Source organism: Devosia sp. RR2S18 (assembly GCF_030177755.1).
In the GTDB taxonomy this organism is placed as follows: domain Bacteria; phylum Pseudomonadota; class Alphaproteobacteria; order Rhizobiales; family Devosiaceae; genus Devosia; species Devosia rhizosphaerae.
Genome location: NZ_CP126539.1, coordinates 1,760,663 through 1,783,065 on the forward strand (window position 1 = coordinate 1,760,663; position 22,403 = coordinate 1,783,065).

General features: G+C 62.4%; 25 protein-coding genes and 1 tRNA gene. 14 read left to right on the top strand and 12 right to left on the bottom strand.

The features are described 5' to 3' along the window. Window positions 1-61 precede the first annotated feature (61 nt). The 4 genes from rpsK to QOV41_RS08735 all read left to right on the top strand — a co-directional run bounded on the left by rpsK (window position 62) and on the right by QOV41_RS08735 (window position 3,156). On the top strand, window positions 62-454 hold the full coding sequence (gene rpsK / locus QOV41_RS08720; protein ID WP_284580852.1) for a 30S ribosomal protein S11: 393 nt from the start codon (window positions 62-64) through the stop codon (window positions 452-454). A gap of 103 nt (window positions 455-557) precedes the next feature. Further along, entirely contained in the window at window positions 558-1,577 is a 1,020-nt protein-coding gene (locus QOV41_RS08725; protein ID WP_284580853.1) for a DNA-directed RNA polymerase subunit alpha, read from the top strand. A 32-nt stretch (window positions 1,578-1,609) separates the two neighbouring features. Then, complete coding sequence (gene rplQ, locus QOV41_RS08730; protein ID WP_284580855.1) at window positions 1,610-2,038, top strand: 50S ribosomal protein L17; 429 nt, start codon at window positions 1,610-1,612, stop codon at window positions 2,036-2,038. Window positions 2,039-2,112: 74 nt separating this feature from the next. Then, the gene (locus tag QOV41_RS08735; RefSeq protein ID WP_284580857.1) at window positions 2,113-3,156 is read left to right on the top strand and encodes an NAD-dependent epimerase/dehydratase family protein; all 1,044 of its coding nucleotides are present in this window, start codon (window positions 2,113-2,115) and stop codon (window positions 3,154-3,156) included. Here the strand turns inward: QOV41_RS08735 and QOV41_RS08740 are convergent. Further along, the gene (locus QOV41_RS08740; RefSeq protein WP_284580859.1) at window positions 3,137-3,679 is read right to left on the bottom strand and encodes a P-loop NTPase family protein; all 543 of its coding nucleotides are present in this window, start codon (window positions 3,677-3,679) and stop codon (window positions 3,137-3,139) included. The genes QOV41_RS08735 and QOV41_RS08740 overlap by 20 nt on opposite strands. A gap of 89 nt (window positions 3,680-3,768) precedes the next feature. Beyond that, the gene (locus QOV41_RS08745) at window positions 3,769-4,950 is read right to left on the bottom strand and encodes a type III PLP-dependent enzyme domain-containing protein (RefSeq protein WP_284580860.1); all 1,182 of its coding nucleotides are present in this window, start codon (window positions 4,948-4,950) and stop codon (window positions 3,769-3,771) included. Window positions 4,951-5,149: 199 nt separating this feature from the next. Between QOV41_RS08745 and QOV41_RS08750 the strand changes: the two genes are divergently transcribed. The 6 genes from QOV41_RS08750 (at window position 5,150) to QOV41_RS08775 (ending at window position 10,832) form a co-directional block, all read left to right on the top strand. After that, a complete protein-coding gene (locus tag QOV41_RS08750; RefSeq protein ID WP_284580861.1) occupies window positions 5,150-6,622 on the top strand; it encodes a DegQ family serine endoprotease in 1,473 nt (490 codons plus the stop codon). A gap of 9 nt (window positions 6,623-6,631) precedes the next feature. After that, complete coding sequence (locus QOV41_RS08755; RefSeq protein WP_284580862.1) at window positions 6,632-7,945, top strand: replication-associated recombination protein A; 1,314 nt, start codon at window positions 6,632-6,634, stop codon at window positions 7,943-7,945. A gap of 80 nt (window positions 7,946-8,025) precedes the next feature. After that, window positions 8,026-8,406 (top strand): fluoride efflux transporter CrcB, encoded by a 381-nt coding sequence (gene crcB, locus QOV41_RS08760; protein ID WP_284580863.1) that lies wholly within the window; start codon window positions 8,026-8,028, stop codon window positions 8,404-8,406. Continuing rightward, complete coding sequence (locus QOV41_RS08765) at window positions 8,403-9,389, top strand: RluA family pseudouridine synthase (protein ID WP_284580864.1); 987 nt, start codon at window positions 8,403-8,405, stop codon at window positions 9,387-9,389. Before crcB ends, QOV41_RS08765 begins: the two co-directional genes overlap by 4 nt. Next, entirely contained in the window at window positions 9,386-10,060 is a 675-nt protein-coding gene (locus QOV41_RS08770; protein ID WP_284580866.1) for an HAD-IA family hydrolase, read from the top strand. The genes QOV41_RS08765 and QOV41_RS08770 overlap by 4 nt, the downstream gene beginning before the upstream one ends. Then, entirely contained in the window at window positions 10,053-10,832 is a 780-nt protein-coding gene (locus tag QOV41_RS08775) for an ATP12 family chaperone protein (protein WP_284580868.1), read from the top strand. Before QOV41_RS08770 ends, QOV41_RS08775 begins: the two co-directional genes overlap by 8 nt. Here QOV41_RS08775 and folK read toward each other — a convergent pair. The 7 genes from folK to cysP form a co-directional block, all read right to left on the bottom strand. Next, a complete protein-coding gene (gene folK, locus QOV41_RS08780) occupies window positions 10,829-11,272 on the bottom strand; it encodes a 2-amino-4-hydroxy-6-hydroxymethyldihydropteridine diphosphokinase (protein WP_284580870.1) in 444 nt (147 codons plus the stop codon). The two genes, QOV41_RS08775 and folK, sit on opposite strands and share 4 nt — an antisense overlap. A 3-nt stretch (window positions 11,273-11,275) precedes the next feature. Beyond that, complete coding sequence (folB, locus tag QOV41_RS08785) at window positions 11,276-11,659, bottom strand: dihydroneopterin aldolase (protein WP_284580872.1); 384 nt, start codon at window positions 11,657-11,659, stop codon at window positions 11,276-11,278. A 4-nt stretch (window positions 11,660-11,663) separates the two neighbouring features. Further along, the gene (gene folP, locus QOV41_RS08790; protein WP_284580874.1) at window positions 11,664-12,530 is read right to left on the bottom strand and encodes a dihydropteroate synthase; all 867 of its coding nucleotides are present in this window, start codon (window positions 12,528-12,530) and stop codon (window positions 11,664-11,666) included. Next, on the bottom strand, window positions 12,530-14,299 hold the full coding sequence (locus QOV41_RS08795; protein ID WP_284580876.1) for an SLC13 family permease: 1,770 nt from the start codon (window positions 14,297-14,299) through the stop codon (window positions 12,530-12,532). Before QOV41_RS08795 ends, folP begins: the two co-directional genes overlap by 1 nt. Before the next feature lie 180 nt (window positions 14,300-14,479). After that, window positions 14,480-15,310 (bottom strand): sulfate ABC transporter permease subunit CysW, encoded by an 831-nt coding sequence (gene cysW / locus QOV41_RS08800; protein WP_415926756.1) that lies wholly within the window; start codon window positions 15,308-15,310, stop codon window positions 14,480-14,482. Further along, entirely contained in the window at window positions 15,291-16,067 is a 777-nt protein-coding gene (gene cysT, locus QOV41_RS08805) for a sulfate ABC transporter permease subunit CysT (protein ID WP_284581247.1), read from the bottom strand. The genes cysW and cysT overlap by 20 nt, the downstream gene beginning before the upstream one ends. A 116-nt stretch (window positions 16,068-16,183) precedes the next feature. Beyond that, window positions 16,184-17,182 carry a thiosulfate ABC transporter substrate-binding protein CysP gene (gene cysP, locus QOV41_RS08810; RefSeq protein ID WP_284580880.1) on the bottom strand — a complete coding sequence of 333 codons (999 nt, stop codon included), beginning with the start codon at window positions 17,180-17,182 and terminating at the stop codon, window positions 16,184-16,186. Window positions 17,183-17,413: 231 nt separating this feature from the next. Here cysP and QOV41_RS08815 point away from each other — a divergent pair, with 231 nt between their 5' ends. After that, window positions 17,414-18,328 (top strand): phosphotriesterase family protein, encoded by a 915-nt coding sequence (locus QOV41_RS08815; protein WP_284580881.1) that lies wholly within the window; start codon window positions 17,414-17,416, stop codon window positions 18,326-18,328. Here QOV41_RS08815 and rimO read toward each other — a convergent pair. Then, the gene (gene rimO / locus QOV41_RS08820; RefSeq protein WP_284580882.1) at window positions 18,325-19,650 is read right to left on the bottom strand and encodes a 30S ribosomal protein S12 methylthiotransferase RimO; all 1,326 of its coding nucleotides are present in this window, start codon (window positions 19,648-19,650) and stop codon (window positions 18,325-18,327) included. The two genes, QOV41_RS08815 and rimO, sit on opposite strands and share 4 nt — an antisense overlap. A gap of 230 nt (window positions 19,651-19,880) precedes the next feature. On the opposite strand from rimO, the gene QOV41_RS08825 reads away from it, so the two are divergent. Further along, window positions 19,881-20,258, top strand: a complete 378-nt coding sequence (locus QOV41_RS08825; protein ID WP_284580884.1) for a DoxX family protein — start codon at window positions 19,881-19,883, stop codon at window positions 20,256-20,258. 72 nt (window positions 20,259-20,330) lie between these two features. Here QOV41_RS08825 and QOV41_RS08830 read toward each other — a convergent pair whose 3' ends face one another. Both QOV41_RS08830 and lipB read right to left on the bottom strand, forming a co-directional pair. After that, window positions 20,331-20,996: a DUF4282 domain-containing protein gene (locus QOV41_RS08830; RefSeq protein WP_284580886.1), complete on the bottom strand. Its 666-nt coding sequence runs from the start codon at window positions 20,994-20,996 to the stop codon at window positions 20,331-20,333. Between the two features lie 31 nt (window positions 20,997-21,027). Further along, window positions 21,028-21,762 (bottom strand): lipoyl(octanoyl) transferase LipB, encoded by a 735-nt coding sequence (gene lipB, locus QOV41_RS08835; protein WP_284580887.1) that lies wholly within the window; start codon window positions 21,760-21,762, stop codon window positions 21,028-21,030. A 98-nt stretch (window positions 21,763-21,860) separates the two neighbouring features. Between lipB and QOV41_RS08840 the strand changes: the two genes are divergently transcribed. Next, window positions 21,861-22,094 carry a FliM/FliN family flagellar motor switch protein gene (locus tag QOV41_RS08840; protein WP_284580890.1) on the top strand — a complete coding sequence of 78 codons (234 nt, stop codon included), beginning with the start codon at window positions 21,861-21,863 and terminating at the stop codon, window positions 22,092-22,094. Window positions 22,095-22,226: 132 nt separating this feature from the next. Continuing rightward, window positions 22,227-22,311: transfer RNA gene (locus QOV41_RS08845), tRNA-Leu, on the top strand. The last annotated feature ends 92 nt before the right edge of the window (window positions 22,312-22,403 follow it).

Below are 22,403 nucleotides of genomic sequence, written 5' to 3' on the forward strand. Positions count from 1 at the left end.
TTCGATGTAGCTGCCGGGGCCTGAGGCTGACGGCAGCGCTGATATCGCTTAGAGGAAGTAAATGGCTAGAGCTGAAGCTGCGCGCGTCCGCCGTAAGGAGCGCAAGAACATCACGTCGGGTGTGGCCCACGTGAATGCGTCGTTCAACAACACGATGATCACCATCGCCGACATGCAGGGCAACACGATTTCGTGGTCCTCCTCGGGCGTGATGGGTTTCAAGGGTTCGCGTAAGTCGACCCCCTATGCGGCACAGGTTGCTGCCGAGGATGCTGCCAAGAAGGCGCAGGAACATGGCATGAAGACCCTTGAGGTCGAAGTTCGTGGTCCTGGTTCGGGCCGTGAATCGGCGCTCCGCGCGCTGCAGGCTGCCGGTTTTAACGTTACCTCGATCCGCGACGTGACCTCGATCCCGCACAATGGCTGCCGTCCTCGCAAGCGGCGCCGCGTCTAATCCAGACGGTTCTGGGCACCCCTGGCCAGTTATGGCTGGGGGTCCTTATTGCGTTTGCGGCAAGCGGCTGGGCTAGAGCCGCGATTTTGAAAGGACATGAACCGTGACGATCCAGAGGAACTGGCAAGAACTAATCAAGCCGACCAAGCTGGAGATTGTTTCGGGCAGCGACAACGCGCGCGTGGCTTCGGTAGTTGCCGAACCGCTTGAGCGCGGTTACGGGCTTACCCTGGGTAACGCTCTTCGTCGCGTGCTGCTGTCGTCGCTTCAGGGCGCGGCAGTGACTGCAATCCAGATTGAAGGCATTCTGCACGAATTCTCCTCGCTCCCGGGCGTGCGCGAGGACATGACCGACCTCGTCCTGAACGTGAAGGAAATCGCGCTCAAGATGGGCGGCGAGGGTCCTAAGCGCCTGCAACTGTCCAAGCAGGGTCCGGGTTCCGTTACCGCTGGCGATATTCGCGTAACCGGCGACATTGAGGTGCTGAACCCCGATTTGGTGATCTGCCATCTCGACGATGGCGCCGAGATCAACATCGAGTTCACCGTCGATACCGGCAAGGGCTATGTTGCCGCCGACAAGAACCGTCCCGAAGACGCGCCGATCGGCTTTATCCCGGTCGACGCGCTGTTCTCGCCGGTTCGTCGGGTATCCTACAAGGTTGATGCGACCCGTGCGGGCGAGAGCCTCGACAAGGACAAGCTGACCCTGCAGGTCGAGACCAATGGCGCAATTTCCCCGGAAGACGCCGTGGCTTACGCTGCGCGCATCCTCCAGGACCAGTTGTCGGTGTTTGTGAACTTCGAAGAGCCCAGCAAGGAAAAGGCGCAGGATTCTGTGCCCGAGCTGGCGTTCAACCCGGCACTGCTCAAGAAGGTCGACGAGCTCGAGCTCTCGGTCCGTTCGGCAAACTGCCTCAAGAACGACAACATCGTCTACATCGGCGACCTGATCCAGAAGACGGAAGCCGAGATGCTGCGGACGCCGAACTTCGGCCGCAAGTCGCTCAATGAAATCAAGGAAGTCCTGGCACAGATGGGGCTTCATCTCGGGATGGACGTCAACAACTGGCCGCCCGAGAACATCGATGACCTCGCCAAGCGCTACGAAGATCATTATTGATCCGGCGCCGCCAAGATTTTTAGGAGATAACCATGCGCCACGGTAATTCCGGCCGCAAGCTGAACCGGACCGCTAGCCACCGCAAGGCTATGTTCGCAAATATGTCGGCAGCCCTGATCAAGCACGAGCAGATCGTAACGACCCTGCCTAAGGCGAAGGATCTGCGCCCGATCGTCGAAAAGTTGATTACGCTAGGCAAGCGCGGCGACCTGCACGCTCGCCGTCAGGCCATCGCCCAGATGCGCGATGAAGATCAGGTGGCAAAGCTTTTCGCGGTGCTCGGCCCCCGCTACAAGGATCGTCAGGGCGGCTATATCCGCATCCTGAAGGCCGGCTTCCGCTACGGTGACAACGCACCGATGGCTGTCATCGAGTTCGTTGATCGCGACGTCAATGCCAAGGGCCAGGACAGCGGTCCGGTTCAGGTGCGTGACGACGAGGACGAGTCGGTCGCCGCATAAGCGGTTCCGACGCTAGACTTTAGGAGGCGGCTGCGGTTCATTCCGTGGCCGCCTTTTGCTTTTGAGGAGTGAGGATGCAGTCGGGATTGGTTCTGGTGACGGGTGCCAGCGGCTTTGTGGGCAAATGGACGGTGCTTGAATTGCTGCGTGCCGGGTTTTCGGTGCGCGGCACGGTGCGTTCGGACCTCAAGGCCGAAGCGGTGCGTGCTGCCGTGCACGAGCATTTGGGTGCCGATGCTGTGGGGCGCCTAAGTTTCGTTCAGACCGATCTGATGCACAACGCTGGCTGGCTGGAGGCCATGGATGGCGTTAGTGCTGTAGCGCACGTGGCGGCGCAAATCGTGGGGATCGAGCCCAAGGATCCGCATGAGGTGGTTGGGCCGGCATTGGAGGGCACGGAACGCGTGTTGCGCCATGCCATAGCGGCGGGGGTGCGGAGGATCGTCATGACCTCCTCGATCGCCACCGTTGCGTATGGGCATGGCCACGAAACCGGCAAGCGGACCTATACCGAAGAGCATTTCACCAATCTCGAAGCGATGAAGTACACCTGGGCCTACTGCACCGGTAAGACCAAGGCGGAGCGGCGCGCTTGGGAGATGGCCAAAACCGATGACCTCGAACTGACCACCATTCATCCTGGCGCCATCATGGGCCCGGCGCTTGATGAGGATACCAGTATTTCGTTGGGCTTGGTCGGTGCGATCCTCGAGGGCAGGGTCAAAGCGCGGCCGAGCAATGGCTTCTCGCTTATCGACGTACGGGATGTCGCCGCCATGCATGTCGCAGCGCTCCGAAAGCCCGAGACAGCCGGCCACCGCTATCTCGCGGCTGGTGACTACGTGCCGTTCCCAGAGGTCGCCGAGATCTTGCGGGAGGCCTATCCTGACCGCGAGATCAGCCGCAAGGACGTGCCCGATTGGGTGATAAAGCTCGTCGCGCGCTTTGTTGGTGGCAGTGCGCGCCAGATCATCAACGACATCGGCAACGAGAAGCACTTCGACCGCAGCAAAGGCGAGGCGCTGCTCGGCCGTCCCTTTATCTCCGGCAAGGAGGCACTGCTCGCCTCTGCCGAAAGCCTGATCAGCCTCGGCTTGGTCAAGAAAGCGACAGCCTGAGATCCCAAGCAGCGCAGAGGGCCGCCACGTCCCGCTGGTCGCGGCAGAAGACAGCAGGCAGGCCTGTCTCGCTAGCCAGCTTGCGGTGTGCCTCTGCAGTGCCGCGCGTGTGCCACAGCCAGTGGATCATGTCCCATTTGATCGAGTCCTTGCCGCCCTCGAGGGCACCCACGCGCTGCCGCTGCAGTGTGCGTTTGAAGTAGCGGACGTATCGACTGAGGAGGGGCGCATCCACCACGACGATGCCGGTCGCGCGGGCGAGGCGTTGTGGCAGGATTTCTGAGTAGTTCCCGTCCATCACCCATTCAGGCTCGGCGATCGCTGCCGCATGGAGGGCGTGGAAGTCCTCAGTTGGCCGCGGCTCCCAGTCGGTGTGCGGAAGATGCCGGAACAGGTCGACATGATAGGCGGGAACGCCGAGCTTGTCGGCCAATGCCACCGTCAGGGTGGACTTGCCGGCATTTGTCGGCCCCGTCACCATGATGCGGCGGCCGAGCTGGGCAAGGGGCAAAATGTCCGTCATCTCGGTGCTTCCATGTGGCAACAGAAAAAAAACCGCCCCAGGGTACCGGAGCGGCTCGCATATCGGCTAGTGATTCTGCTGATGCCGATCTATTCGGCGGGCGCCATATCCTTGCCGGTATAGACTTCCTCGACCCAGAACTGATCGCGGCGGTCAAAGCCGTTGAACGGGGTCAGCGACGCCTGGGTATAGGCACCCATGAGGCCGAACTCGATCCAGTCGTCTTCGTCGATATCGGCGGGCAGGGTGAAGACCTGGGGCAGCACGTCATAGCTGTCGCAAGTGGGTCCCCAGATGGTGAAGTCGGAGAATTCGCCATTGTTGTCATGGAGGCGCGGGCCGCGCCAGACGCGCACGGGTGGAGTGAAGTGCATGAACTTCACTTCCATCAGCGCCCCATAGGCACCGTCATTAACGTAGACCGACTGCCCGCCACGCTGGTGCTTGACCCGCAGCAGCAGCGAAGTGGAGCTGGTGACCAGCGCGCGACCGGGCTCGATGATGAGGTCGGGCTTGTTGTTACCGAAATGCTCCTCGACCGCTGTCAGGATGGTCTCGAAATAATAGTCCATCGGCGGCGCTTCGCTTGTGGGATAGCGCGCCGGATAGCCGCCACCGAGGTTGAGGCGCTTGAGCCCGATCTTGGCTTCCTCAGCGATGCGCGCGGCCGCCGCGATATGCCGCTCATAGGCGTAGGCATCCTCGCATTGCGAACCCACATGGAAGCAGAGGCTGGGCGTATAGCCCATTTTGTCCACGGCCGTGACGATCTCGGCCGCTGCCTGCTCCATCACGCCGAACTTGATGCCGAAATCATAGGACTTGAGCGCCTTGCCGGCCTTGAAGCGGGTGGTCACCTCGACATCGCGGCTGGGCGACACCACCGCCGCGAGTTGATCGAGCTGCTGGGGGTGGTCGATGGTGAAGGAACGGACGCCGAATTCCTCATAGGCGCGAGCAATCTCGCGCTTATTCTTGATGGGATTGTTGTAGTGCATCGCCGCGCCGGGCGCGTAGTCGCGCACCAGTTCCATCTCCGTGTTGGACGCCACGTCGAAAGCCTTGAGCCCCTCTTCATGCAGCCGGGCGAGGATGTGGGGGGAAGGGTTGCACTTGACGGCATAGGTCAGAAGGCCGTCAAAGCCCTTCTTGAACATCTTGACCTGCTTGTGCAATTCCCGCTCGGAGAACAGAAAGGCGGGGAAATCCGGAGCTTCGGCCGCGATCAGGGCCGACGTATTCGGATAGACTTGCTTCGTCTCAGTGGTCATGGACGACTTGCCTTTCAGGGCTGGCGCTGCGGGGGAAACGAGCGCTGCATATAGGGTGCGCGACCCCCTCGCGCAAACGATTATTTGGCCAACCAGAATGACAGGGGCGTGACGTCATTTTGGTGACAGATTCCGGGCGTTTGGCTCGCTCTCCGATGGCCTGCCTCGGGGCCAACGCAAGACCTTGGAGGTTGGTTCGATGAGTGTGCGTAGCTGGCTGATGGCGGCCGTCGTGATCGTGGTGCTGGCCGTCAGCGGTACGTTGCTGTTTTCGCCCTGGAACGGACCATCCATCGCCCAGCTCGATCCACCGGTTGCAACAGCGCCCGTGGAGGAGCCTCGGCAACTCCCCGTCAGCCGCGAGCAGATCCAGCTCAGCTTTGCCCCGGTGGTCAAGAACGCCTCGCCGTCGGTGGTCAATGTCTATGCCACGCGCATTGAGCAACAGGCCGCCTCGCCCTTCGCTAACGACCCGTTCTTTTCGCGCTTCTTCGGCCAGCAGCCCTTTCGCAGTCGCCCCCGCGAGTCCCAGTCGCTCGGCTCGGGGGTGATCGTGGAGGAAAGCGGCGTCATCCTTACCAACCGCCACGTCATCGAAGGCGCGACCGACGTGCGCATCGCGCTCTCTGACGGCCGCGAGTTTCCAGTCGAGATCGTGGTGGAAGACACCCAGACCGACCTTGCCGTGCTGCGCGTCACCGACCCCGATGGGGTGACCTTCCCGGCGATAGTCTTCTCGGATTCCGACGCCCTGCAGGTCGGCGATCTGGTGCTTGCTATTGGCAATCCATTCGGTGTCGGCCAGACCGTCACCAGCGGCATCGTCTCGGCCTTGGCGCGCACCGGCGTCGAAAGCTCGGACTACGAGTTCTTCATCCAGACCGACGCAGCGATCAATCCCGGCAATTCGGGGGGTGCCCTGGTCGATCTCAGCGGGCGTCTCGTCGGTATCAACACTGCCATCTACTCCCAGACGGGTGGGTCGGTCGGCATCGGCTTTGCCATTCCCGCCAACATGGCCCGCGTAGTGGCCGAGGCGGGCGTTGCCGGTGGCGAGATCATCCGGCCCTGGTTTGGCGCCCAGATGCAGGCAGTCACCTCCGATATCGCGGCCAGTCTTGGCCTGGCGGCGCCGCACGGCGCCCTGATCACTGAAGTGGCCCCTGGCGGCCCGGCGGAGCGCGCGGGTTTCGCCTCGGGCGACGTGATCCTGAGCGTCGATGGCCTCAGGGTCGACGATCCCAGCGCCTTCAACTTCCGCCTAGCTACCCGGCCGATCGGGGAAACCACCGTCCTCACTCGCCTCCGGCGCGGCGAAGAGCTGGATGTGCCGTTCACCATCGAGCCGGCGCCGGCGCCCAGCGAGGACATGATCGCCACCATCACAGGCAATTCGCGGTTCGCCGGCGCTACGGTGCGCGAGCTCGACCCGGCGCTCGCCGAAGCCAAGGATCTGCCCTACGACGCCCGCGGGGTCGTGGTCACCGCCATTGAGCCCGGTTCGCCTGCCGATCAGATGGGCCTCTTGCCCGACGATGTGATCCTCTCGCTCAACGACATCGCTGTGGAAACAGCGCTGGTCTTCCGCGACATTGCATCCAATCGCGTGCGGACCTGGCAGATCATCCTGCAGCGAAACGGCAGGGTGACGCGTAGCATCGTCAGCGGCTAGAACAGTACCATGACCGACCTTTTTGCATCAGAGCCGCAGGCCGACACCGCGCGCCCCCTCGCTGACCGGCTGCGGCCCCGCTCGCTCGATGAGGTCATCGGCCAAACGCACCTGCTGGGCCCCGAAGGCACGCTGCGCCGCATGATTGCGAGCGGCCGCTTGGGCTCGCTGATCCTCTGGGGACCGCCGGGCACCGGCAAGACCACTGTGGCACGTCTCCTTGCCGACCGGATCGGCCATCGCTTCGAGCAGATCTCGGCCATCTTCTCGGGGGTCGCCGACCTCAAGAAGGTCTTCGAGAAGGCACGCTTTGAGCGCCTCTCGGGGCACAAGACGCTTCTTTTTGTCGACGAGATCCACCGCTTCAATCGCGCCCAGCAGGATAGCTTCCTGCCGGTGATGGAAGACGGGACGGTGGTCTTGGTTGGCGCCACCACCGAAAATCCGTCCTTCGAGCTCAATGCGGCGCTGCTCTCCCGCAGTCAGGTGCTGCGCTTCGAATCCCTTAGCGCTGACGATCTCGAGCATCTGCTGCAGCGCGCCGAGACGCTGCTGAACACCAAACTGCCATTGGCCGAAGAGGCACGCGCAACCCTCCTGGGTCTCGCCGATGGGGACGGCCGGGCGCTACTCGGGCTGGTGGAGGAAATCGTCTCTGCGGCTTCACCTGATGAGGTGCTCGATGCCAACAGTCTGCTAACACTAGTGCAGCGTCGGGCGCCCATCTACGACAAGGCGCAGGACGGCCACTACAACCTGATCTCGGCGCTGCACAAGACCATCCGCGGCTCCGATCCGGACGCGGCGCTCTATTATTTCGCCCGCATGCTCGACGCCGGGGAAGACCCGCTGTTCCTGGCTCGGCGCCTGATCCGCATGGCTGTCGAGGACATTGGCCTGGCCGATCCGCAGGCGCTTCCCCAAGCAGTCGCTGCCCGCGATGCCTACCAGATGCTGGGCTCGCCCGAGGGCGAATTGGCGCTGGCGCAGGTGGTTGTCTATCTCGCGCTCGCGCCCAAGTCGAACGCGGTCTACACTGCCTATAAGGGCGCCATGAGCATCGCCAAGTCCACGGGTTCTCCCATGCCGCCCATGGTCATCCTCAACGCTCCCACCAAGCTCATGAAAGGCTCTGGCTATGGCGAAGGCTATATCTACGACCACGACACGCCCGAAGCCTTCTCCGGCCAGGAGTATTTCCCCGAGAAACTGGGCCGGCAGAAGTTCTATGAGCCGGTGGAACGCGGCTTCGAGCGCGAACTGCGCAAGCGGGTAGATTACTTCGAGCGCCTCCGCGCCAGCAAAGGCAGCCCTGAAGACTAGGCGCCTAGCCTGACCCCTGCCTTCTATCTACCATGCTGCCTGGTCGTGGTTTTCTGCTTTCGGCTGCGCTAAGGGAAGCTATGCAGGCATTTCTTCTGGTGGGCGCCGGCGGCGCTCTGGGCGCCATGGCGCGCTATGGCACATCGGTCCTGATCACCCGCTGGTGGCAGGGGGGCTTCCCGCTGGCTACCATCGTGGTCAACGTGTTGGGCTCCTTGTTGATGGGGGTGTTGATCGGCATCCTCGCGCGCCTGACACCCACCTGGGCCCCCGAAGCGCGGCTGTTCGTGGCCGTGGGGGTGCTCGGGGGCTTTACGACCTTCTCCACCTTTTCCCTCGATGCGATAACGCTGCTTGAGCGCGGAGCCGTCGGCCAAGCCGCCACTTATATGCTGATCTCGGTTGTGGTTTGCCTCGCCGGGCTCTATCTCGGACTTTTGCTGACCCGAGGCATGGTATGAGTGGCGTTCAACATCGAGAAGTAAGTGGTGATGAGGACGGCATGCGGGTCGATCGGTGGTTTGCCCGCCACTTCCCCCAACTCGGCTTTGGGCGCTTGCAGAAGCTGATCCGCAATGGCGAGGTCAAGGTCGACAAGGCCAAGGTGACCACCAGCACCCGGCTGCTCCCCGGCCAGACTGTGCGAGTCCCACCGATCGATGATCCAGAGGCGCCTAAGCCGGTGCGCGTCAACGACACCGAGGGCCAGTTCCTGCGCGACCTTATCCTCTACGAAGACGAGGACCTTTACGTCTTCAACAAACCGCATGGACTGGCCGTACAAGGGGGGAGTGGGACCAAGCGGCATATCGACGGCATGCTCAAGAGCCTCCCCAACAAGAAGGGCGAGACACCCAAGCTCGTCCATCGGCTCGACCGGGATACGTCCGGCTGCTTGGTGGTTGCCAAGACATCGGCCGCGGCCACCCATTTCGGTGAGGTTTTTCGCTCTCGCTCGGCGCGGAAGATCTATTGGGCCGTGGTCGCCGGCAATCCGTCGCCACGCCAGGGCGAGATCTCGTGCTTCCTGCTCAAGCGTGCTACCACCGATGGCGAGCAGATGGTGGTGGTCAAGAACGGCACGCCTGGCGCCCAGCATTCGCACAGCTACTATTCGACTACCGATACCGCCAGTCGCCGCTTCGCCTGGGTGACCTTGAAGCCGGTCACCGGCCGAACGCACCAGCTGCGCGTGCACATGGCGCAAATGGGAACGCCGATCATCGGTGACCCCCGCTACTTCAACATCGAGAACTACCAGGGCGCCGAGGGTCTGGGGGAGGGCCTGCACCTGCACGCGCGGCGCATCGCTCTTCCCCTGCGCAGTGGCAAGCGGCTCGATATCTCCGCGCCCCTGCCGTCCCACATGCAGCAGAGCTTTGAGGCGCTGGGTTTTGATGCCGACCGTTTCGACGTCAACGGCGACCCGGAGGACGGCAAGTGATCCTCGTCATGTTCGACATGGACGGCACGCTGATCGACACGCAGGCGCTGATAGCCGAGCACATGGCGGCGACGTTTGCCGGGGCTGGCCTGGTGCCGCCCACACCGGCGGAATCGCGCCGGGTGATCGGCCTTTCCCTGCCAGTCGCACTGGCGCGCCTGGCCAAAACCGATGACCCCGTCCTCATCGACCAACTAGTCAATGACTATCGGACGCACTACCGCGCGACCCTCCTCACCCAGCCGGATCGGGAAGGCCTATACCCCGGTGCGCGGGAAGCCGTCGAGGCTCTGCGTGCGCGTGACGACGTCGTGCTCGGCATCGCCACGGGCAAGGGCCTCAATGGCGTCCACCGCATTCTTGAACTGCATGGCCTCACTGACTATTTCAGTACCTTGCAGACCCCCGATCACAACCCCTCCAAGCCGCACCCCGGCATGCTCCAAACTGCCATGCGTGAGACCGGGGCTTCGCCACAACGCACCATCATGATTGGTGACACGACCTTCGATATCGAGATGGGTGTCGCCGCCAAGGCCCGCACAATTGGTGTGACCTGGGGTTATCATGAACCGCGCGAGCTTATCGCTGTTGGTGCGGAAACGATGATTGATCGTTATGATCAGCTTGAGGGGGCGATCGACAGACTGGTGGAACAGACCCATGCGTGACCAGCTCGAAGACGCTCTCCAGCACACCCAAGACGGATACGGCCGGGCACAGCACCTCCAGCAGGTGGAACTGCCCAAACGCTTCTACAAGGACGTCGGGGTGGCGCCCTTCGAAGGCGGCTTTGTCGTTACTCTGGATGGTCGCCAGTTGCGGACCCCCGGCAAGAAGGTCCCGATCATCCTGCCGGCGCTCTCCATCGCCCAGACCATGGCAGAGGAGTGGGCCGCGCAAGGCGAGTTCGTCGATGCCCGCACCATGCCCACCACCCGGCTGATCAATTCGGCGGTAGAGAGCGGCGAGCAAGCGGTTCCCCTATTTCGGGAGGAGATCATAAAGTTCGCCAGTGGCGACCTGATGCTCTACCGCGCCGATAGCCCACAAGAACTTGTGTCCCAGCAGGAAGTCAGCTGGGATCGGCCCCTGGTGGCGATATCCCGCCATTTCGGCGTGGCCTTCCAGCCGACCATCGGCATCATCCATCAGCCGCAGCCGCAATCAACGCTGGATCGGCTGGCCGAGTCGCTGACGGACGAGGGGCTCTTTGTGCTGACGGCGCTGGTTTCGATCACCGGGCTGACCGGCTCGGGGCTCCTGGCTATCGCGTTCTGGAACCGGCTGATCTCAGCCGAGGAGGTTTGGTCCGCCGCCCCTGTCGACGAGGACTTCCAGATCTCCCAATGGGGTGAGGACGAGGAAGCGGCCGAGCGTCGCGCCAAACGGCGGGCGGAGTTCGATAGTGCCATCGCCGTGCTACAGGCTTTGCGCCCTTAGTTGCTAATCCGTGCGTTTTCGATGATCCAATCGACAACAGTTTTGTCGATTTCCCGGAGTGGCGTGAGCACGAAATCGCGCTCATGTGCATGCGGATGGGGCAGGGTCAATCGGGGGTGCTGCAGCACCTCTCGATCATAGGCGATGATGTCGATATCGATGAGCCGCGGACCCCAGCGCTCGTCTCGGACCCGGCCCATCGCCAGCTCGATGCCAAGCAGAACATCAAGCAGATCAAGCGGTTGAAGGCTGGTGTTGATTTCTAGAGTCGCGTTGGCAAAATCCGGCTGATCCGTCTTGCCCCAAGCTTTGGTGGTTAAAACCAAAGACTGTTTCGCCACCGAAATATCGGCATGTGCTGCAATCCGGCGCACCGCCTCGGCCAACTGGGCCGGCGGATCACCGATATTGGCGCCGACACTGAGCCAAGCATTCGCCATGGTTCAGCTTTTCCGCTGTCGGTGCAATTCGATCGCCGCTTCGCCCCGGACCATGGCAATGGGCGCCTCGGGCTTGCGGACACGCACGACGATCCATTTAACCTCTTGAAAAGCCTCAAAAATGGCGGTGACGATGTTCTGTGCGACAGCTTCGATCAGGTGCATGCGGCGGCCATCGAAGGCCTCCTTCACCACATCGTAAATGCCGGCATAGGAAACCGTGTTGCTGATGGTGTCAGTGTACCCCGCTTGGGAGAGATCGACGCCGCATTCAAGGTCCACGAAGAATCGCTGGCCGAGCGCCTTCTCCTCACTCATCAGCCCGTGATACCCGTAAAATCCGAGGTCTTTGAGGATGATACGGTCGCCCGTGAATGCGTCGGCCATGACCTTATTCTCCCGTTTCGGGCGGACCATATAGCGTTGCTTCGGCGACGCGAAGGGCGTCGCGATTGGGTTTTACGTCGTGAACTCGGAAAATGTGACCGCCGTTCATGTAGCCGAGGACAGTGGTGGCAATAGTGCCGGCGAGGCGCTCTTCGGGCTGGTTTTGCAAGAGCTTACCAATCATCGACTTGCGTGACGTGCCGACCAGGATCGGGAAATCGCCGCCAAGATGAACGGATCCAGAATGCGATTTCAGCTCCCGCAACAGCGCATAGTTCTCAGCTAGCGACTTGCCGAAGCCAAAACCGGGGTCCAGCATGATCTTGTCGCGACTTATTCCCGCCGCTGCGGCACGTGCTAGGGTGTCGGCGAAATAAAGCTGCGTCGAGTGTTGCAGCGGTGTGGAGCGATCTCGGTCCTTGTGCCAATGCATAGCGATCACGGGAACGTCGTGGAGCGCGGCAATGGGGGCCATTTCCGGTGCGCCCTGGAGGCCGTGGACATCGTTGATGATGGAGGCGCCGGCCTGGATCGCCTGATCGGCGACGAGCGGCTTGTAGGTGTCAATTGAGATCGGCGCGGACACACCCGCAGCAATCAACGCATCGATCACCGGCATGACGCGGTCGAGTTCTTCCTGAGTGCCCACAGGCTCGGCGCCGGGACGGGTGCTCTCGCCGCCGATGTCGAGGATGTCGGCGCCTTCGGCTATCATGGCCTGGGCATGCGCCACCGCCGACTCGACCAGATTATGCTGACCACCATCGGAGAAACTATCTGGCGTCACGTTGAGAATGCCCATCACCAGCGCGCGGCGGCCCAGTTGCAGGGGCGGGCGGTTCGGCAGGGCGATGGTGTGCGTGCTGTGCATCAGAACGGCCACACCAGCATGAGCATGGGAACGCCCACCAGAACAACAAGGATGGAGAGCGGTAGCCCTAGCCGCCAATAATCACCGAACTTGTAGCCGCCCGGGCCCATCACCAGTGTGTTGCACTGGTGTCCGATGGGGGTGAGAAAGTCGCAGCCCGCACCAATGGCCACCGCCAGAAGGAAGGCTTCGGGGGCGTAGCCTAGTTCGGCGGCGAAGGTCGCGGCGATAGGCGCCATCACCAGCACGGTGGCGGCATTGTTGAGGAAAGGGGTCACCGCCATGGCAGCGACCATGATCAGGGCCAGGGCGCCCCAGCCCGGCAGATGGCTCGCCACCATGGAGAGCCAGGCGGCGATAATCTCGGTTCCGCCGGTGGTGCGCAGCGCATCCGAGACGGGAATTAGGCAGGCGAGCATAATGAGGATCGGCGCGTCGAGCTGGTTATAGACCTCGCGCAGGGGCAGGGCTCGGGTGAGCACCATGGCTACGGCTGCTGCAAAGAAAGCTGCGGCTACCGGAACGAGGCCGGTCGCCGTTGCGGCCATCGCGACCAGGAGGATCACAACGGGAATGAGGCCGTTGCGGAAGCTGCCTAGCCGTAAGCCGCGTTCCACGAGAGGCATGCAGTCCCATTCGCGCAGCAGCTCGGGCAGGCGCTTGATGTGCCCCTGCAACAGAATCACGTCGCCATTTTCGAACTTGATTTGACCCAACCGCTCGGTGAACCGGCGGCCACGCCGGCTAATGGCGAGAAGGTTGAGGCCGGTCCGATCAAAGAGCGTCAACTCCTGGGCGCTTGCCCCAATTAGCCCGGAACTCTGGCCGATGATTGCCTCAATGATCCCGATATCGGCAGAGTCCTTGGTCGCCGCCCCCCGGCGCTCGGAGAAGACCAGTCCGGATTGATTGACCATGGTGTCAAGGGCGCCGGGCTCACCCTCGATGATCAGGATGTCTCCCGCCTTGAGGGTAGCGTCAGGAAGGGGCGTCCGACGGCGCCCGGTGGCGCTGACGATGCCGGTCACCATTGCCTGACCGTCGGCAGCAGCCTGGATGTCGGCGATGGTGCGGCCGATGGCCGGAGAGTCCTCGAGGACGCGCGCCTCGGTCGTATAGTTCTTGATCTCGATGGCCCGGTCAAACCCGGTCTCCTCCTGCCGGCGTTCGGGCAGTAGGCGATAGAAAATCGCGAGGAAGACGACGCCCACGATCGCCAGAGCCGCTCCGACCGGGGTGAAGTCGAACATCGTGAAAGGGACGCCGGTTATCTCGGCACGCACCCGAGAGACAATGATGTTCGGCGAGGTGCCGATCTGGGTCATCAACCCGCCCAGCAGCGATCCGAACGCCATCGGCATCAGGAACAGCGATGGCGATACGGAGGACTTCCGCGCCATCTGAAAGGCGATAGGAATCATAATCGCCAGCGCGCCGATGTTCTTGATGAAAGCGCTGAGCACTGTGACCACGACCACCAGCAGGATCAACTGCGAGCGCGGGGCCGAGAGGTTGGGGGCGAAGCGGCGGACCGCAACATCCATGATGCCGGATCTCGATATCGCGCCACTCACAACCAAGGCGCTGGCAACGATAATGACGATGTCATCAGCAAAGCCGATAAATGCGGCCTCGGGCGGTACGACACCTACCGCCAGCGCCGCTAGAAGAGCCGAAACGGCGACGAGGTCGTAACGCCAGCGCCCCCAAACGAACGCCACCATCATGGCGCCGATGACGGCGAAGGCGAGAAGCTGTGGTGTGGTCATTCAGAACCCAAGGCGGTGTGATCCGCAGAGAACGCAGCAGAGCTCTATGGAGAACCCGAGCTCGCGAAATATAAAGTGCGGGACGAAGGTGGAACCAAGTGCAGGCGCAATGCAAGGACTATGTGGCGGTCGAAGTCCGCGCCGCACGCTTGACCGGCATGCGCCGGGCAAATTGCCGGCTTAGCTGCGCCAGACGCGCGCCTCTAGCGCAGCCTTGAGGACCAGGGTCAGCACGGCGATCAGCGCCAGCGTGGAGGCCGCAGCAAAAGCACCTGTCACATTGAAATCGTTGAACAGCTGACTCACCTGGAGCGGCAGCGTATTGGTTTGGCCGCGGATGGCACCGGACACCACCGAGACCGCGCCAAACTCGCCCATGACCCGGGCATTGGTGAGCACGGCGCCGTAGAGGATGGCCCAGCGAATGTTAGGCAAGGTGACGTGCCAGAACATCTGCCAGCCGCTGGCTCCCAGGCTTAGCGCTGCCTCCTCGTCCTCCGACCCTTGCTGCTGCATGAGCGGGATCAATTCGCGCGCCACGAACGGAGCGGTGACGAAGAGACTGACGAGGAAGATTGCCCAGACGGTGAACATCAACTGGATGCCCGCGCCTTGAAGGGTAGGGCCGAGCAGTCCCTGGCCGCCATAAAGAAAGAGATAGACCACCCCGGCGACGATAGGGCTGACGGATGCGGGGAGCTCGATCAGCGTAACCAGCAGGTTACGGCCCCAAAATTTAAAGCGGGTAACCAGCCAGGCCACGCAGATGCCGATGACGACATTGACCGGCACCACCACGAGCGCTGTCAGCACGGTGAGCCAGATGGCGTGCAGCGTGTTGGGCTCGAAGATGTTGGCGAAATACGCGCCGATGCCTTCGCGCAGGGCAAAGGCGAAGATCAGGAGCAGCGGCACCAGCAGCACCAGAATCGACAGCACGAAGGCAGTGCCGATGAGTGCCAGTTCGGCGCGGGAGCGGGTGGTCTGCATATCAGCCGTTCCGGTTTGCATAGTGGGTTTGCCAGACCTGGAGCGCGTTGGTGAGCAAGAGCGCGGCAAAAGCGAGAAGCAGCATGACGAACGCCATAGCGGCTGCCGCTTCGTAATTATATTCGTCGAGGCGGATGAAGATCAGCAGGGAGACGACCTCCGTCAGTCCAGGCAGATTGCCGGCGATGAAGACGACGGCGCCGAATTCGCCTAGGGAGCGGGCAAAGGAGAGGACACAACCGGCCATGAAGGCGGGTAGGATGGTCGGCCAGATCACGCGGGTGAAAACCTGCCAGCGTGAGGCGCCGAGCGTCGCTGCAGCTTCCTCGAGGCCGCCTTCCACCTCTTCGAGTACTGGCTGGACAGTGCGCACGACAAAGGGCACCGATGTGAAGAACATGGCAATCGCGATGCCGACCAGCGTGTAATTGACCTTGATCCCGTTGGGTTCAAGGAGTTGTCCATACCAGCCCGTATTGGAGAACAGCGTCACCAGCACGAGGCCAGCAACTGCGGTGGGGAGAGCAAAGGGCAGGTCGACGAGAGCATCCAGCATCCGCTTGCCGGGGAATTCATAGCGTGTCAGCACCCAGGCGAGCAGCAGGCCGAAGGCCCCGTTAAAGGCAGTGGCCAGCAGGGCAGCGCTGATGGTGACGCGGTAGGCGGCAAAGGCGCGGTTGGAAGCAACGATGCGCCAGAACTCTTCCAGGCCCATGCCCCCGACCTTGAGCAGCATCGCCATGATGGGTAGCACGATGATGAGGGTCAGATAGATCATGGAGACGCCCAGCGTCAGGCCGAAGCCGGGCAGCAGGTGCCGGCCGCGGCGACGGGGGGCGCCCAGCGGAGCAAGACGCGGCCCGGCGGCCGCGTCGATATGTTTGACCTCAGAGGTCACTGGTTGAGGAACACGCGATCGAGCAGGCCGCCATCGGCGAAGTGCTCTTCGGTGACCTGGGCCCAGCCGCCGAATTCATCCTCGACGGTCACGAGGCGCACTTCGGGGAAGGTCCCGGCGTGGGCAGCAGCGACGGTCTCGTCATTAACGCGGTGGTTGTGCCCGGCTGCGATCTCCTGGCCTTCGGTCGTGTAGAGGAAGTCGAGGTAGGCCTTCGCAAGGTCGCGGCTGCCGCGGTTGTCTACGACCTGGTCGACAATGGCCACCGGGAACTCGGAAAGGAGAGAGACGCTCGGAATCACGGGCTGGTAGTTCTCGGCGCCCAACTGATCGCGCACGCTCAGCACTTCCGCTTCGAAGGTGATGAGGACGTCGCCCAGCTGCCGCTCGGTGAAAGCGGTGGTCGCACCACGTCCACCCGTTTCGAATACCGGCACGTTCGAAAAGAGCTTGGTGAGGTATTCCTCGACCTGCGCTTCGTCGCCGCCAAACTCCTCGTTGGCCCAGGCGCGAGCGGCCAGATAGGTGTAGCGGCCGTTACCGGAGGTCTTGGGATTGGGGAAGATCACCTGCACATCGTCGCGCGCGAGATCGCCCCAATCGGTGATGTTCTTGGGATTGCCCCCGCGGACGAGGAAGGCGGGCAGGGAATAGAAGGGCGAGGCATTGTTGGGGAACTCGCTCTGCCAATCGTCCGAGACAAAGCCGCCTTCGACGAGGCGCTCCACGTCGGTCACCTGATTGAAGGTGACGACGTCGGCGGGCAGCCCCTCGAGAATGGCGCGTGCCTGGGTGGAGGTGCCAGCATGGGACTGGTTGATGGTGACAGCGGTGCCCGTCTCAGCCTCATAAACGGGCACGAAGGCCTCGTTCTGGGCGGCGAAAATCTCGCGGGCAATGTCGTAGGAGGCATTAAGCAAGTCAGTGGGCTGCGCCAGAACAGGCGCGCTGCCAATGGCGAGCGCGGCGACGGCGGCGGAAAGAAGCTTGTGCATGGGACGCTTTCATCAGAGGTGAAACGGAGCTCGGGGAGTTTCTTGCACTGGGCTGTGAGCGGACGTCCAGCAGCAAATGTTTGCTTCGGATGACTAATTCTCGCCCTAGTTCGTGCGCGAAAAGCCGTTGCGTGGCCCTGCGGCGCAACGCGATTTCATTTCCGCGGGATTGCAGCGACGGCTTTACAATGCGTCCGCGGTGGTGACACTCGGGCAAAAAGGGAGGTGACGATGAAGAGCTTGGTGACGACGCTGGGACGGTTCGAGCGGGAGCAGCTCGGCCTGATCCTGCCGCACGAGCATGTGTTCGTGGATATGCGCACGCCCGACCAGCCCGGCTATGGCGAGGCTAACGCGGCCGACGTGATTGCACTGATGGCGCCGCAGATCGAGGCTATCAAGGCGCAGGGCATTACGGCGCTGGTGGAATGCACGACGGGCGGGGTGGGTCGGCGGGCCGATATCGATCTGGCCGTCTCGCGGGCGACCGGCATGCCGATCGTGGTGCCGACTGGCAATTATCGCGAGCCGTGGATACCCCAATGGGTGCATGAGGCCGATGAGACGGCGCTGGAAACCTGGATGGTGGGCGAGTTGACCGAAGGTATCGAAGGTACCGGTGTGGCCGCGGGCTGGATCAAGCTCAGCGCCGGTGATGACGGGATCACGCCGCTCGAGGAACGCATCCTGCGCGCAGCGGGCCGAGCAGCGGTGCGAACGGGCGCAGTTATCGGCTCGCATACGATCCGCGGGAAGGTGGTGATGGACCAGCTGGATATTCTTGCCGAGGAGGGGTGTCCGGCAGACCGCTTCATCTCCATCCACATGCAAGAAGAGAAGGATTTCGGTTTGCACCGGGCGCTGGTGGAGCGCGGCGCCTGGATCGAATACGACCATGTCGGGCGAGCGCCCGATGCCGATGTGCTGGCGCTGGTGCTGCGGGCCATCGAACAGGGGCTCGACCGTCAACTGCTCATCAGCCACGATTTGGGGTGGTACGATCCAGCGCAGCCGGGCGGCGGTGTGCCGCGACCCTATACGCATCTGGTGGACTGGCTGCTGCCGGCGCTGGACAAGGCCGGCGTGCCAGCCGCCACGATTGGGCGGCTGACGCGAGATAATCCCTTCGACGCCTTTGCGCGTTAGCCGGCGAGCGGCTCGGCGAAGAGGTCGTATTCGTCGCTATCGGTGACGACGACGTCCAGCATGTCGCCGGGCTTGATGCCGGTGGCATTGCTGATGATGACCTGACCGTCGATTTCGGGCGCATCCCACTTCGAGCGGGCGATGGCCTTGTTGGTTTCGGGCTGCACGTCATCGACCAGCACCTGGATGGTGCGGCCGCGCTTTTTGGCGAGCTGGCCGGCTGACACGGTCTGGGCGACCTCCATCAGCTGCTCCCAACGCTCCTGCGCCACCTCGTCGGGCACGATGCCCTCGAGTTCGTTGGCGGGGGCACCGGTCACCGGCTCGTATTTGAAGCAGCCAGCGCGGTCGATCTCGGCTTCCTCGATGAAGTCGAGCATCATCTCGAAATCTTCGTCCGTTTCGCCGGGGAAGCCCACGATGAAGTTGGATCGCACAGTTAGATCAGGGACTTGGCGCTTCCAGTCGAGAATTCGATTCAGCGTCTTTTCCTGGTGCGCGGGGCGGCGCATCGCTTTGAGCACCGTCGGCGAAGCGTGCTGAAACGGGATGTCGAGATAGGGCAGGACGAGGCCATCGGCCATCAGCTCCATGATTGCATCGACGTGGGGGTAGGGGTAAACATAATGGAGGCGCACCCAGGCGCCCAGCTGACCCAGCTCCTTGGCCAGATCGTAGAACTTGGCCTTTACGGGGCGGCCGCGATACATCGATTCCGCGTACTTGACGTCCACGCCATAGGCGCTGGTGTCCTGCGAAATCACCAGCAATTCCTTGACGCCGCTGCGGACCAGCTGCTCGGCCTCGCCCAGAACGCCAGCGGCGGGGCGGGAGGCGAGGTCGCCGCGGATCTGCGGGATGATGCAGAAGGAGCAGCGATTGTTGCAGCCTTCGGAAATCTTGAGATAGGCGTAGTGGCGCGGCGTCAGCTTGAGGCCACTTTCGGGGACGAGGTCCACGAAGCGATTAGGCACTGGCGGAAGGTGCTCGTGCACGGCCGAGACGACGCTTTCGTACTGATGCGGGCCGGAAATGGCGAGCACGCTGGGGTGCGTCTTGCGGATCAGGTCCTCTTCGACGCCTAGGCAACCGGTGACGATGACCCGGCCGTTCTCGTTGAGCGCTTCGCCGATGGCCTCAAGGCTCTCCTGCTTGGCGCTGTCGAGAAAGCCGCAGGTGTTGACCAGTACGACGTCGGCGCCGGCATAGTCGCGCGAAAACGAATAGCCCTGCGACCGCAGGGTGGACATGATGCGCTCGCTATCAACGAGGGCTTTGGGGCAGCCGAGGCTGACGAGGCCAATTTTTGGCGCTTGGCTCATGAGAGCGTGACATTCCAATGTTGGAGGATTGGGCGCGTCATACAGAAAACTGCCCGGTTACGCAATGTGACTGCCTCCCGCCCGGCGCGGGGCAGGGCTGATGGGAGCGGCTAACACAGGGTCTTGAATGGGACGCTTCCGCGAACAGTGCGTGCGGCAGAGCCCTGCTACCCGCCGAGGAGGCGCTCGGCTACGCCTCTGGTTTCCTAAAGCGTCACCTGGAGCTTCCCGTGTTTGATCGTCTCTCCGCCTATGCGCCGCAGGCCCTCGCCGTGCTGCGCATCGTCACCGCCCTGCTGTTTCTGGCCCACGGTACGCAGAAGCTGCTTGGCTTCCCGGCAGCCGAATGGTCTCCGGGAGCCTTCTCACTGCCCTGGTTTGCCGGCGTCATCGAGATCATCACCAGCATCCTAATCATCCTGGGCTTCTTCACCCGCCCGGCAGCCTTTGTCGCCTCTGGCACCATGGCGTTCGCCTATTGGATCGCGCATGCGCCGTCCAATTTCTTTCCGGCGAATAACGACGGCGACGCAGCGATCCTCTTCTGTTTTGTCTTCCTCTACCTCGCCTTTGCGGGGCCGGGCGCCTGGAGCATCAACAAGAAGTAGGCTGTGCGCTACGCATGAAAAAAGCCGCCGAGACCAATGTCGCGGCGGCTTTTTCGTGTTCCGTTGCAGGACTTACTCTGGTTTCTTGGCCGGGCTGCGCTTGGCGGTGCGACGCGGTTTGAATACTTCGCCAGATTTGGTTGCCGGGCTGCGAGTCACCTTGGTCTTGGGCTTGGCCCCCTCAGCTGAGGCGAGCGCCGCTTTGGTCTTGGCTGCGGGGTCCTTTGCGGCAGGCGCCGTCGTAGGTTTGGGCGCGATGTTGCCAGGGGAACTCGGCGTGAGGGTCACCACCGGCTCCGGCGGCGCGGAAGGCCGATGGGGCGCAGCATCGGTTGCCGGCGCGGAGTAGTCGTCGGCGTCCGAGTAGTCAGGGTCTTCGCTCTCCTCGGCCAGATCGCGAATCGCTTCGCGAACCTCGTCAAGCAGCGAGGCGGAATAACGCGATCGTGCAGCCGGCTCGCCTTCGCTCTCATGGCGGCGGAAAAAGACCAGCAGCCCTTCGCAGAGGATGCGCAGGCCCACGAAATAGAGAAGGCCAAAAACGACAATCTCGAGCAGACCCCAAAGCCCGATGCCAAAGCCCAAGCTGAAGGTGAAGAAGAAATGCGCGATGGCCCAGAGCAGGATGCCTGCCAGACCCAGAGCATAAAAGATCGGTACCAGCTTGGGCGCGAGCACGGCATCGAGCCGGGACAAGGTCCGGCTGGTGAAGAGGCGTTTGAGATCGTCCATAGTCATCGCATCGCTCCGTAAGGCTCGATTCCGGGTTTCACGCAACTTGGCCGCGCAAGCCAGCGCTGACAAGGCTTTCCTCGGTCGAATCGTGGGTGGAGCCAAAACGGCGCTCGAAAGCACCCCTGAGAACCGAATCCACCTCCGCCATGGACACCAGTTGTCCGAGATCCTCGAAGCTGGTGACGCCCTGGTCGATAATGCCGCAGGGCACAATGCCGTCGTAATGGTCCAGATTCGGTGCGACGTTGAGCGATATCCCATGGAAGGTCACCCATTTGGAGACGCGAACGCCGATAGCGGCAATCTTGTCTTCCTTGAGCAGTCCTTTCTCGGGCCGGCGCACCCAAACACCGATACGACCCTCACGTCGCTCGCCGACGATGCTGTGGGCCGCCAGGGTATCGATGACCCAAGCCTCTAGGCCCTGGACGAGGCAGCGAATGTCGCGCCCGCGTTCGCGCAAATCGAGCATCACATAGGCCACGCGTTGGCCGGGGCCATGATAGGTGTATTGCCCACCGCGCCCGGCATCATAGACAGGAAAGCGCGGCGACAGCAGGTCGCTGGCCACGGCCGAGGTGCCGGCGGTATAGAGCGGGGGGTGCTCCAACAGCCAGACCGCCTCCTGCGCCTCTCCGGCAGCAATTGCCGCAGCCCGCGCCCGCATGGCGGGGAGTGCCTCTTCATAAGACACAAGTTGGGGCGAGATGATCCACTCCACCGCTCGCCCGTCTGCGCGTGCCAGCTTGCTGGACGTTGCGCAGGCCATCTCACCTGATGTTAACGGTTCCATAACCATGGTTGCCAGAAGATTACCCTATCTCGATTCAGCGGCCGCACGCGGCCCTTTGCGGTACAGCCTTATCTATGAGCACGCTCGACAACATTGAAGTGGATATCACCGTTGAGCTGGGTGCAACCACCATGCCCATCCATCATCTGTTGCGAATGGGCCGCGGGGCAGTGATCGAACTCGACGCGCTGGAGAACGATCCGCTCAAGATCTACGCCAATGGTACGCTGATCTCGCAGGGTGAAGTCAGCGTGGAAGAAGGGCATCTGCGCGTCCTCGTCACCGAAAAGATCCTCAAGCGCGGCTAATCCTCGGCGCGCTCTACGCTTTTTGCTCACTTCCCACACGGGTTAGGGAAATCTCGTCGAAACCGCTTGTGGTTACAAAAGACCTTTGCTACATCCCCACTCGCTTCGCCACTGGCGAGGCACTACCAGAGTGCGGTCGTGGCGGAACTGGTAGACGCGCAGCGTTGAGGTCGCTGTGCCGCAAGGCGTGGAAGTTCGAGTCTTCTCGACCGCACCAGTCATCCCTGTGATGACTGAACTACAAAATGGGCTGCCCTCCGGGGCGGCCCTTTTTGTTTCAGGCGGTTCCCGCGTGATTGCAGATGGCTT

Coding starts and splice junctions, on each gene's coding strand:
- QOV41_RS08815 (WP_284580881.1), top strand. CDS start 17,414: ATGAAGAGCTTGGTGACGACGCTGGGACGGTTCGAGCGGGAGCAGCTC.
- QOV41_RS08795 (WP_284580876.1), bottom strand. CDS start 14,299: ATGACCACACCACAGCTTCTCGCCTTCGCCGTCATCGGCGCCATGATG.
- lipB (WP_284580887.1), bottom strand. CDS start 21,762: ATGGCCTGCGCAACGTCCAGCAAGCTGGCACGCGCAGACGGGCGAGCG.
- QOV41_RS08745 (WP_284580860.1), bottom strand. CDS start 4,950: ATGACCACTGAGACGAAGCAAGTCTATCCGAATACGTCGGCCCTGATC.
- crcB (WP_284580863.1), top strand. CDS start 8,026: ATGCAGGCATTTCTTCTGGTGGGCGCCGGCGGCGCTCTGGGCGCCATG.
- rpsK (WP_284580852.1), top strand. CDS start 62: ATGGCTAGAGCTGAAGCTGCGCGCGTCCGCCGTAAGGAGCGCAAGAAC.
- QOV41_RS08755 (WP_284580862.1), top strand. CDS start 6,632: ATGACCGACCTTTTTGCATCAGAGCCGCAGGCCGACACCGCGCGCCCC.
- QOV41_RS08830 (WP_284580886.1), bottom strand. CDS start 20,996: ATGACTATGGACGATCTCAAACGCCTCTTCACCAGCCGGACCTTGTCC.
- QOV41_RS08740 (WP_284580859.1), bottom strand. CDS start 3,679: ATGACGGACATTTTGCCCCTTGCCCAGCTCGGCCGCCGCATCATGGTG.
- rplQ (WP_284580855.1), top strand. CDS start 1,610: ATGCGCCACGGTAATTCCGGCCGCAAGCTGAACCGGACCGCTAGCCAC.
- cysP (WP_284580880.1), bottom strand. CDS start 17,182: ATGCACAAGCTTCTTTCCGCCGCCGTCGCCGCGCTCGCCATTGGCAGC.
- QOV41_RS08765 (WP_284580864.1), top strand. CDS start 8,403: ATGAGTGGCGTTCAACATCGAGAAGTAAGTGGTGATGAGGACGGCATG.
- QOV41_RS08775 (WP_284580868.1), top strand. CDS start 10,053: ATGCGTGACCAGCTCGAAGACGCTCTCCAGCACACCCAAGACGGATAC.
- rimO (WP_284580882.1), bottom strand. CDS start 19,650: ATGAGCCAAGCGCCAAAAATTGGCCTCGTCAGCCTCGGCTGCCCCAAA.
- folK (WP_284580870.1), bottom strand. CDS start 11,272: ATGGCGAATGCTTGGCTCAGTGTCGGCGCCAATATCGGTGATCCGCCG.
- cysT (WP_284581247.1), bottom strand. CDS start 16,067: ATGATCTATCTGACCCTCATCATCGTGCTACCCATCATGGCGATGCTG.
- QOV41_RS08735 (WP_284580857.1), top strand. CDS start 2,113: ATGCAGTCGGGATTGGTTCTGGTGACGGGTGCCAGCGGCTTTGTGGGC.
- QOV41_RS08750 (WP_284580861.1), top strand. CDS start 5,150: ATGAGTGTGCGTAGCTGGCTGATGGCGGCCGTCGTGATCGTGGTGCTG.
- cysW (WP_415926756.1), bottom strand. CDS start 15,310: ATGCAAACCGGAACGGCTGATATGCAGACCACCCGCTCCCGCGCCGAA.
- folB (WP_284580872.1), bottom strand. CDS start 11,659: ATGGCCGACGCATTCACGGGCGACCGTATCATCCTCAAAGACCTCGGA.
- folP (WP_284580874.1), bottom strand. CDS start 12,530: ATGCACAGCACGCACACCATCGCCCTGCCGAACCGCCCGCCCCTGCAA.
- QOV41_RS08840 (WP_284580890.1), top strand. CDS start 21,861: ATGAGCACGCTCGACAACATTGAAGTGGATATCACCGTTGAGCTGGGT.